Below are 8,823 nucleotides of genomic sequence, written 5' to 3' on the forward strand. Positions count from 1 at the left end.
GGGAAAACAAAAAGGGGCCGGGTGGCCCCGGCCCCTCTCGCATACCCCGCCGCGAGGGATCAGGCGATCCCCAGCGCGTACTTCAGCGATTTCAGGGTGTTCTTCATCAGCATGGTGATGGTCATGGGGCCGACCCCGCCGGGGACCGGCGTGATGAAGCCCGCGATCTCCTTGGCGGCGTCGAAGTCCACGTCCCCCCTGAGGATGGCCACCATCCTGCCCGTCTTTTCACTCTTCTTTTCGCCCACGCGATTGACGCCCACGTCGATGACGCACGCGCCCGGCTTGATCCATTCGGGCTTCACCAGGCCGGGGACGCCCGCGGCCACGATCAGGATGTCGGCCCGTTTGCAGTGGAAGGCCAGGTCCTTGGTCGCGGTGTGGGCGATGGTCACCGTGGAATTGGCGCCGGGGCCCTTCTGCAGCATCAGGTTGGCGATCGGCTTGCCGACGATGTTCGAACGTCCCACCACGACGACCTCCGCCCCCTTGGTTTCGATGCCGGCGCGTACGATCATCTCCTGGATTCCGGCCGGGGTGCAGGGGGGGAACTTCAGCTCCGAGCCGCCGATCATGAGGCGCCCCACGTTCACGGGATGGAATCCGTCCACGTCCTTGTCGGGGTCGATGGCGTTGATCACCTTCTTCTCGTCGATGTGCTTGGGGAGGGGGAGCTGGACCAGGATCCCGTGGATCGACTCGTCCCTGTTGTATTTGTCGATGAGGGCCAGCAGGTCCGCTTCGGAAATGGTCTCGGGCTGGTTGTCCTGGATCTCGTGAAAGCCGAGCCTCTCCGCCGTCTGGATCTTCAGGGTGACGTAGGAGATCGAAGCCGGGTTGCTTCCCACGAGTATGGTGACCAGGCCGGGGACCTTGCCGTGCTTCGCCTTGATGTCCTGGACCTCCTGTTCGATTTCCTTCAGGATCTCCTCGCGGATCTCCGTTCCCTTGATGAGCTTTGCTGTCATATCCTGTCTCCTTTCAGGAAGCCCGGGGCCCCCCGGTTTATAATAGCGCCTGATTCCCAGGCTAGGTTCGATACCACAACCCGCGGGCCGAGATCAATCCCCTTCCTGGCGGTGCCGTCGGCTGGGCCGCCGCTAGAAGAGGTTCTTCTGGTTCCCGGGCAGCGTGATCTGAAAATGCTCGTAGGCCTTCCGGGTCGCCATCCGCCCCCGGGGGGTGCGGTCGAGAAAGCCGATCTGGATGAGGTACGGTTCGTAGATGTCCTCTATGGCGTCCTCGTCCTCGTTGATGGCGGCGGAAAGCGATCCCACCCCCACCGGCCCGCCGTTGTATTTTTCCAGGATCGTCAGCATCAGCTTGCGGTCGATTTCATCGAAGCCGTAGGTGTCGACGTCCATCATCTCCAGCGCCTGCATGGCCACGGGGCGGGTGATCCGGCCGTCGCTCCGTACCTCGGCGAAATCCCGCACGCGACGGAGGAGGCGGTTGGCGATGCGGGGGGTCCCCCGGCTCCGCGAGGCGATTTCGAGCGCGCCGTCATGATCGATCGGGACCCCCAGCGTCAGGGCCGACTGCTCGACGATGGTGCACAGGTCCGCGTGGGTGTAGAACTCCAGGCGATGGATGATGCCGAAACGCCCCCTCAGGGGAGCGGTCAGCAGGCCCGCCCGCGTGGTGGCGCCCACGAGGGTGAAGCGGGGGAGCGGCATCTTGATGCTGCGGGCTCCCGGCCCCTCGCCGATCACGATGTCGATGTAAAAGTCCTCCATCGCCGGGTAGAGGATCTCCTCGATGGAGGGGTGCAGCCGGTGGATCTCGTCGATGAAGAGCACGTCGCTGGCCTGCAGGTTGGTGAGGATGGCGGCGAGGTCTCCCCGCTTCTCGATGACGGGGCCGCTGGTCGTGCGGACGTTGACGTTCATCTCCCCGGCGATGATGGTCGCCAGGGTGGTTTTCCCCAGTCCCGGGGGGCCGTAGAGCAGGACGTGGTCCAGCGCCTCCCGGCGCTTGAGCGCGGCCTGGATGCTGATCTCGATGTTGTCCTTGACCTTCTGCTGGCCGATGTACTGGGCCAGGGTCTGGGGGCGCAGGCTCTGCTCGTAGGTCTTCTCGTCCGAAACCGGGGTCGGGTTCAGCAGGGCGTGTGTGAAGGTGCGTTCTGTCATAGCCTAAAACCGTGTCAACCGGCCAGCCGCCGGAGCGTGTTGCGCAGAATTTCCTCGAACGTCCGCCCGCATTCGGGCTCGCGCAGCGTCAGGGACAGGGCCTTCTCCGCCGCCGCCCGGGGGTAGCCCAGGTTGGTCAGCGCCGAAACGACATCCTCTTCCAGGGCCCCGCCGGGCGTTCCCTGCCGGGCCGCTTCCGCGTGCTCGGGCAGGAGGAACGGCGTCATCTGGCTCCGGAGCTCGAGGATCATCCTCTCCGCCGTCTTACGCCCCACGCCCGGGATGGAGGTGAGGCGGGGGACGTTCCCCTCAGCCACCGCCGCGGCCAGCTCTTCCACCCGCGCCCCGGAAAGGATCGTGATCGCGAGCTTGGGGCCGATGCCGCTCGTCGAGATCAGCTTCAGGAAAAGGCTCTTCTCGCTCCGCGACCGGAAACCGAAAAGGAGGAGCGCGTCTTCCCGCACGTGGGTGTGGATCTTGAGCGTGATCTCGTTCCCCTCTTCCGGGAGTTCGTAGAAGCTGGTCAGGGGGATGATCACTTCGTAGCCCACCCCCCCCACGTCGACCAGCAGAAGGTTCGGGCTCTTGGCCAGCAGCTTTCCTCTCAATTGACCGATCATATATCCTTTAGCGTGGGCCACGTGCCGTGGCGCCAGGCTATCTTGGCGTGGCGCCAGGGTATCCTGGCGTGGCGCCAGGCTATCTTGGCGTGGCGTCCGGAAGCCCGCCGTCGACCGGAAGGGTGCAGCCGGTCGTGGGGGTCTGGCGCGTGGCGAAGAAAAGGACGGCCCTGCCCACGTGCCGCGCCGTGATCTTCGCCTTGAGCAGGTTCCGGTTCCGGTAATATTCCTCCAGGCCTTCCGCGCTCAGTCCGCGGGCGCTCATCCTTTCGGGGCCGACCTCCAGCCACAACCCCGATTTCCGGGCGCCGTGGGAAAACACCGCGTCGGGCGCGACCATGTTCACGCGCACGTCCATCGGCGCCAGTTCCTGGCTCGCGATGCGGGCCAGCTGGTGCCCGGCGGCCTTGGTCGCGCTGTAGGCGCCGAAGTTGGCCCCCGGGGCGAAGACGTTCTTGGTCGAGACCATGACGATGTCCCCCCCGGTGTTCTGCCTCCTGAACAGGCGCGCCGATTCGGCCAGCATGAGGAGGGTCCCCTCGATGTTGATTCTTTCGGTTTTCCTGAAGGTCTCGAGGTCCATGTCCTCGATAGGGGCGACATGGGCGATGCCCGCGTTGAGAACCACGAGGTCGATGCCGCCCCACGCGCCGATCACGGAGCCGAAGGCGTCCGCGACCGATTGCGAGTCGGTGACGTCGAGCGCGATCCCCAGGACGCGCGGCCCGTACAGCGAGCGCATCTCCTCGGTGAACTGGTGCAGCGGGTCGCCGTCCAGGTCGGTGACGGCGACATGGCATCCCTGTTCCAGCAGTTCCTGGGTGATGCCGGCGCCGATGGCGCCCGCGGCGCCGGTGATCAGCGCCACGTGCCCGGCCAGCGGCGGCGAAGGGCGCGCGTGGAGCTTCCGGCGCTGGATCGCCCGGAATTCCATTTCGAAGATATCCCTTTCCTCCATCCCCCGGTAATCGCCCATCGCCGCGATCTGGGCCTTGACCTCCAGCGTGTGCTCGGCGATGTCCCTGGCGATGTCGGCGGCGGCCGCGCTCCCTTCCGCGGCGATCGCCCCGAGGCCGGGGATGAGGATCACCCGGGGCAGGGAATCGGCCGCCTCGATCCCTTCCGGGCGGCTGCGCGAGAACCTGTCGACATAGGCGTCGTAGGCGGCGGCGTAATCGCGGATCCCCTGCGCCACCTTTTCGCCGAACGCCGCGGGGTCCTCGAACGGGGGATTCTCGACCCAGAGGTAGGAGGGCTTGGTCCGGATGAGGTGGTCGGCCGTCAGGGGGGGCGTTGCGGCGAACTCCCGCGCGTATCCCGAATCGACGAGATCCAGGATCTTCCTGTTGATCAGCGGACGCACGATGACGCGGTCCCAGGGGCGGTCGGGATTCCCGGTGGGCCGGGCCAGCAGGCCCCGGATCACGGGGGCCGCCGCGGCCAGCCGCTGAAGGGCCAGGGGGAGGGGAGTGGCGGCCGCGGTGATCACCGGTTTCCGGGCGTGCTGCTCCACGTACTGCTCCGCCCGGGAGGCCAGGGCGATGGTGGTGTCGTACGATTCCCTGGCGGTCTCCCCCCAGGTGAGAAGCCCGTGCCGCATCAGGACCATCGCCCTCGCCCCCGGGTTCCGTTCGAGTTCGGCGGCCACGGCCCTGGCCAGGGGGAACCCGGGATGGGCGTACGGGAGGATCGAAACGCCTTCGCCCAGGGCGGCGCGCAGATGCTTTTCCCCCTCCACCTGGTTCGTGAGCGCCAGGATGGAATCGGGGTGGGTGTGGTCGACGAATTTACCCGGGACGAAAACGTGGACGAGGGTCTCGATGGACGGCGTGGCCGCCCGGGCGTCGAGGCAATGGGTGCGGAAGGCGTTGACCATGTCCTCGTCGGACAGCTTTTCCAGGGACCGGAGTTTTCCCACGTAGTCCAGTTCCAGTCCCGTGTATCCGTCCGGTTCGATGGATGCCATGTCGTAACCGGAGGCCTTGACGAACAAAGTCCGGACGGTTTCGCCCAGGAGGTTGGTCCGGACCGTTTTCACGGAGGAGTTGCCCCCGCCGTGCAGCACCAATCGGGTCTCGGCTCCGATCAGGGAGGCCACGTAGAGGCCGACGGCCAGGTCCTCGCCGTATTTCTTGCGGTATTGTTCGATGAATTGAGCGGCCCTGTCGTCCGACCAGCGGTTGATCATGCTGTCCTCGTCTGGGTGATCCCCTCTTAGACTTGCCCGGGGGCGGAGGGGCCCCGCCCGAGCCCGGTCCGCCGGCTACGCCTGCCGGTTTTTCAGGTCCTGGAACAGTTCGAAAGCCTCCGCGGGCTTTGCATTCTCATGGACCACCAGCCTCACCGCCTGGATCATGGCGGCGGGGGCCTCCGACTGGAAGATGTTCCTTCCCATGTCGACTCCGGCGGCCCCCTCGCTGACGGCGCGGTACGCCATCTCGAGGGCCTCCGTCTCGGGGAGTTTCTTCCCTCCGGCCATGATGACGGGGACGGGGCAGGACGCGGTGACGGTCTCGAAGCCTTCCGGCACGTAATAGGTCTTCACGAAATGCGCCCCCAGTTCCGCGCATATCCTGCACGCGAGGCGGAAATACCGGGCGTCGCGCGTCATGTTTTTCCCGACCGCGGTGACTCCGAGCACAGGGACGCCGTGCCGGTTGCCGAGGTCCACGAGGCGCGTCATGTTATGAATCGACTGCGTTTCGAATTCCCCGCCGACAAAAACCTGCACCGCCATGGCCGCGGTGTTGAGCCGCAGCGCGTCCTCGATGTCCACGGCGATCTGTTCGTTGGACAGCTCCTTGAGGATGCTGGGGCCGCCGCTCGCCCGCAGCACGGTCCCCCGGGCGAAGGAGGGGGGGATGGTCGTGCGGAGGATGCCGCGGGTCAGCATGAGCGCGTCCGCGTAAGGGAGCAGGGGGACGATGTTGACGTCCACCCGTTCCAGCCCCGTCGTCGGGCCCTGGAAATACCCATGGTCGATGGCCAGCATCACGGTTCTGCCCGAGGAGGCGCTGAAAATCCTGGCGAGGCGGCTCTGCATGCCCCAGTCGAGCGCGCCCGAACCCTTGAGGAAGAAGGGGGTGTTGCGCGACGGAATGTCCGGGTGGAAATCCTTGGTTTCGATGCTCCCATCCATGTCAGCCATGAGCCGATATCCTTTCTGTGCCTGCCTGCGCGTCGCGTCGATGAACATCGATCCCGCGCCACGCCGTCCGTTTTCTGGGCCAACCCCTATGGTATATCAAGGCCCGCCGAAGGCGAAGCCAAAGATGCGGCCGCCCCCCGGTTTTCGCCGGGCGCCGCGGAAGGGATTGTGTATAATATTGCCGGAACGCCGGAAGCCTCCCGGGGGTGCCGGGGAGAAACTCGAGGCCCCGCGGGCGTGTGCCCGGCGGGACCGCGGCCCTGACGACAAGAACTGGTCTGGATCCTGCCTATGGAACCCTGGGACAAACTGGAAGAGGAGTGCGGCGTCTTCGGCATCGTTTCCCACCCGGAGGCCGCCAGGATCGCCTACCTGGGAATATACGCCCTTCAGCACCGGGGTCAGGAATCCGCCGGGATCGCCACCTCGGACCGTCACAAGCTCCACCTGGAAAAGGGGATGGGATACGTGGCGGACGTCTTCGACGAGAACCGTCTGGGGCGCCTGCCCGGGGATTCCGCACTGGGGCACGTGCGCTATTCCACGGCCGGCGGAAGCGCCGCCTGGAACGCCCAGCCGATCCTGATCGACTGCTGGCGCGGGCCGATCGCGCTCGCCCACAACGGCAACCTGACCAACGCGCCGCAGCTGCGCCGGGAACTCGAGCGCGACGGCGCGATCTTTCATTCCACGAGCGACAGCGAGGTCATCCTGCACCTGATGTCGCGGTCCAGGCGGCGCACCCTCCCGGAGGCTTTCGTGGAGGCGCTCAGGATGGTCCAGGGGGCCTACTCGCTGGCGCTGCTCACACCGGAGTACCTGCTCGCGGCCCGGGATCCGCACGGCTTCCGCCCCCTCTGCCTGGGGCAGGTCAACGGCTCCTACGCCATCGCCTCCGAGACCTGCGCCTTCGACCTGATAGACGCGGAGTATGTCCGGGATGTGGAGCCCGGGGAAGTGGTGCGGATCGAGGAAAAGAGCCTGGAGTCGGAGATGCCGCTGCCGAAGGAGAGGCCCGCCTTCTGCGTTTTCGAGCATATCTACTTCAGCCGCCCCGATAGCATCGTCTTCGGCCGGACGGTCAACAGCAGCCGGAGGGAGATGGGGCGGCACCTGGCCGTCGAGCACCCGGTGGACGCCGATGTGGTGGTGCCGATACCCGATTCCGGGGTGTCGGCCTCCATCGGCTATTCCCGGGAGAGCGGCATTCCCCTGGAGTTCGGGCTGATCCGCAACCACTATGTCGGGCGCACCTTCATCGAACCCAGGCAGTCGATCCGCAATTTCGGGGTCAAGGTGAAGCTCAACCCGGTGCGCGAGATTCTCCGGGGGAAGCGCGTCATCCTGATCGACGACTCCATCGTCAGGGGGACCACCAGCCGGAAGATCGTGCAGATCGTCCGCGCCGCGGGCGCGCGGGAAATTCACATGCGCATAACCGCGCCCCCCGTCATCGCCCCCTGCTATTACGGTATCGATATCCCCACCCGGCACGAACTGATCGCCTCGATGAAATCTGTGGAGGACATCTGCAGGTTCATCGGCGCCGATTCGCTTGGTTACCTGAGCCTCCAATCGGTGTTCCGGGCCGTCGACGACCGGAAACAATACTGTTCGGCGTGTTTTACCGACCGCTATCCGACCGAGGTGGCGCCCGAGGAAAAGCAGAAGAGCCTGTTCGACAGGGAAGAGGATTAGCCGGAGCCCGCGGGGATGCGCCCGGCGGCGCGGAAGGAGGCGGATGGAAAACAGGAGAATCGCAGTACTTCTTTCGGGCCGGGGGTCCAACTTCGTCGCCATCCACGAGGCGATCGAGCGCGGGGACCTCGAGGCCGAGATCTGCTGTGTGATCAGCAACCGCGCCGACGCCGTGGGTCTCGAGCGTGCCCGGGAGTTCGGCCTGGACGCTGTCTGCCTGCCTTCGCGCGGGATGGGACGAGAGGAATACGACCGGCTGCTCGGGCGGACGCTCGAGCCTTTCCGGCCCGCCCTCGTCTGCCTGGCGGGCTTCATGCGCATCGTCACCCCGGTGCTGCTCGACGCCTATCCGGGGCGCATCATGAATATCCACCCCTCCCTGCTCCCATCCTTCCCCGGGCTCCACGCGCAGCGCCAGGCGCTGGAGTATGGCGTGAAGATTTCCGGGTGCACGGTCCACCTGGCGGACGAGGGGGTGGACAGCGGGCCCATCCTCATGCAGCGGGCGGTGGAGGTCGAGGACGGCGACACCGAGGAAACCCTTTCCGCCCGCATTCTGGCCGAGGAGCACCGGCTTTACTGGCGTGCCATCGCCCTGATGTTCGACAGGCTGGCATCTGCGACCTAAATCCTTTTTACCCTAGTTGATATCGTCTAATCAGGCGGCCCGTCCGGCCGAGGCCTGAGGAAAAAATGCATGCGATCGCAGAAAAATCTCATTTTGGCCTTTACAATCTCCGGACCCGCCGGTACTATTCGGATCCTCAGTCATTGAGATTGAGTTTGTGCAGCTTATTTGAAAGATTTTGCTTCACTCTCTTGACAAGCGAAACGGTTGCGGCTAATATGCATCACGCTTCGAGACGGCAAGAGATTGAAGTCGAGAGGCTGGATTCTCTCAGTCTTCTGATTGGGCAAATCCTTCGTCAATCATAGGTCGAGTGAAACTTCGGTAGAGGTTGACAAACCGGGTTGCACATACTATGATGAATAACTGCCTAGATCTTTGAAAACTAGATAGTGCGTGTCCGAAACATCCATTCCATAACACATAGTAAACCAGTAACCCGGATTTTTCGAAATTCGGGACTCTTCGAATTATAATTGGAGAGTTTGATCCTGGCTCAGAATCAACGCTGGCGGCGTGCCTAACACATGCAAGTCGAACGAGAAAGTGGGGCTTGCTCCACGAGTAAAGTGGCAAACGGGTGAGTAACACGTGAAC

At 64.7% G+C, this 8,823-nt stretch carries 7 protein-coding genes and 1 rRNA gene; 3 read left to right on the forward strand and 5 right to left on the reverse strand.

The window, feature by feature from the left end; all coding sequences use genetic code 11:
• Positions 1 to 59: 59 nt before the first annotated feature.
• The 5 genes from folD to lsrF form a co-directional block, all read right to left on the reverse strand.
• Positions 60 to 968, reverse strand: coding sequence for a bifunctional methylenetetrahydrofolate dehydrogenase/methenyltetrahydrofolate cyclohydrolase FolD (gene folD / locus GXY47_11345; GenBank protein NLV31734.1), 909 nt, complete (start codon positions 966 to 968; stop codon positions 60 to 62).
• A gap of 132 nt (positions 969 to 1,100) precedes the next feature.
• Positions 1,101 to 2,132: a Holliday junction branch migration DNA helicase RuvB gene (gene ruvB, locus GXY47_11350; protein NLV31735.1), complete on the reverse strand. Its 1,032-nt coding sequence runs from the start codon at positions 2,130 to 2,132 to the stop codon at positions 1,101 to 1,103.
• A gap of 14 nt (positions 2,133 to 2,146) precedes the next feature.
• The gene (gene ruvA, locus GXY47_11355; GenBank protein ID NLV31736.1) at positions 2,147 to 2,752 is read right to left on the reverse strand and encodes a Holliday junction branch migration protein RuvA; all 606 of its coding nucleotides are present in this window, start codon (positions 2,750 to 2,752) and stop codon (positions 2,147 to 2,149) included.
• 79 nt (positions 2,753 to 2,831) lie between these two features.
• Positions 2,832 to 4,940, reverse strand: coding sequence for a bifunctional aldolase/short-chain dehydrogenase (locus GXY47_11360; GenBank protein ID NLV31737.1), 2,109 nt, complete (start codon positions 4,938 to 4,940; stop codon positions 2,832 to 2,834).
• Between the two features lie 75 nt (positions 4,941 to 5,015).
• Complete coding sequence (gene lsrF, locus GXY47_11365) at positions 5,016 to 5,900, reverse strand: 3-hydroxy-5-phosphonooxypentane-2,4-dione thiolase (protein NLV31738.1); 885 nt, start codon at positions 5,898 to 5,900, stop codon at positions 5,016 to 5,018.
• 291 nt (positions 5,901 to 6,191) lie between these two features.
• Between lsrF and GXY47_11370 the strand changes: the two genes are divergently transcribed.
• The 3 genes from GXY47_11370 to GXY47_11380 all read left to right on the forward strand — a co-directional run.
• The gene (locus GXY47_11370) at positions 6,192 to 7,598 is read left to right on the forward strand and encodes an amidophosphoribosyltransferase (protein ID NLV31739.1); all 1,407 of its coding nucleotides are present in this window, start codon (positions 6,192 to 6,194) and stop codon (positions 7,596 to 7,598) included.
• Positions 7,599 to 7,641: 43 nt separating this feature from the next.
• On the forward strand, positions 7,642 to 8,226 hold the full coding sequence (locus GXY47_11375; GenBank protein NLV31740.1) for a phosphoribosylglycinamide formyltransferase: 585 nt from the start codon (positions 7,642 to 7,644) through the stop codon (positions 8,224 to 8,226).
• Positions 8,227 to 8,698: 472 nt separating this feature from the next.
• A 16S ribosomal RNA gene (locus GXY47_11380) occupies positions 8,699 to 8,823 on the forward strand; the annotation flags it as partial.

The organism is Acidobacteriota bacterium (assembly GCA_012729555.1).
Taxonomy (GTDB): Bacteria; Acidobacteriota; UBA6911; order UBA6911; family UBA6911; genus UBA6911.

Bases quoted from the DNA above. Each gene is read 5' to 3' on its own strand.
- lsrF (NLV31738.1), bottom strand. From the start codon at position 5,900: ATGGCTGACATGGATGGGAGCATCGAAACCAAGGATTTCCACCCGGAC.
- folD (NLV31734.1), bottom strand. From the start codon at position 968: ATGACAGCAAAGCTCATCAAGGGAACGGAGATCCGCGAGGAGATCCTG.
- GXY47_11360 (NLV31737.1), bottom strand. From the start codon at position 4,940: ATGATCAACCGCTGGTCGGACGACAGGGCCGCTCAATTCATCGAACAA.
- GXY47_11375 (NLV31740.1), top strand. From the start codon at position 7,642: ATGGAAAACAGGAGAATCGCAGTACTTCTTTCGGGCCGGGGGTCCAAC.
- ruvB (NLV31735.1), bottom strand. From the start codon at position 2,132: ATGACAGAACGCACCTTCACACACGCCCTGCTGAACCCGACCCCGGTT.
- ruvA (NLV31736.1), bottom strand. From the start codon at position 2,752: ATGATCGGTCAATTGAGAGGAAAGCTGCTGGCCAAGAGCCCGAACCTT.
- GXY47_11370 (NLV31739.1), top strand. From the start codon at position 6,192: ATGGAACCCTGGGACAAACTGGAAGAGGAGTGCGGCGTCTTCGGCATC.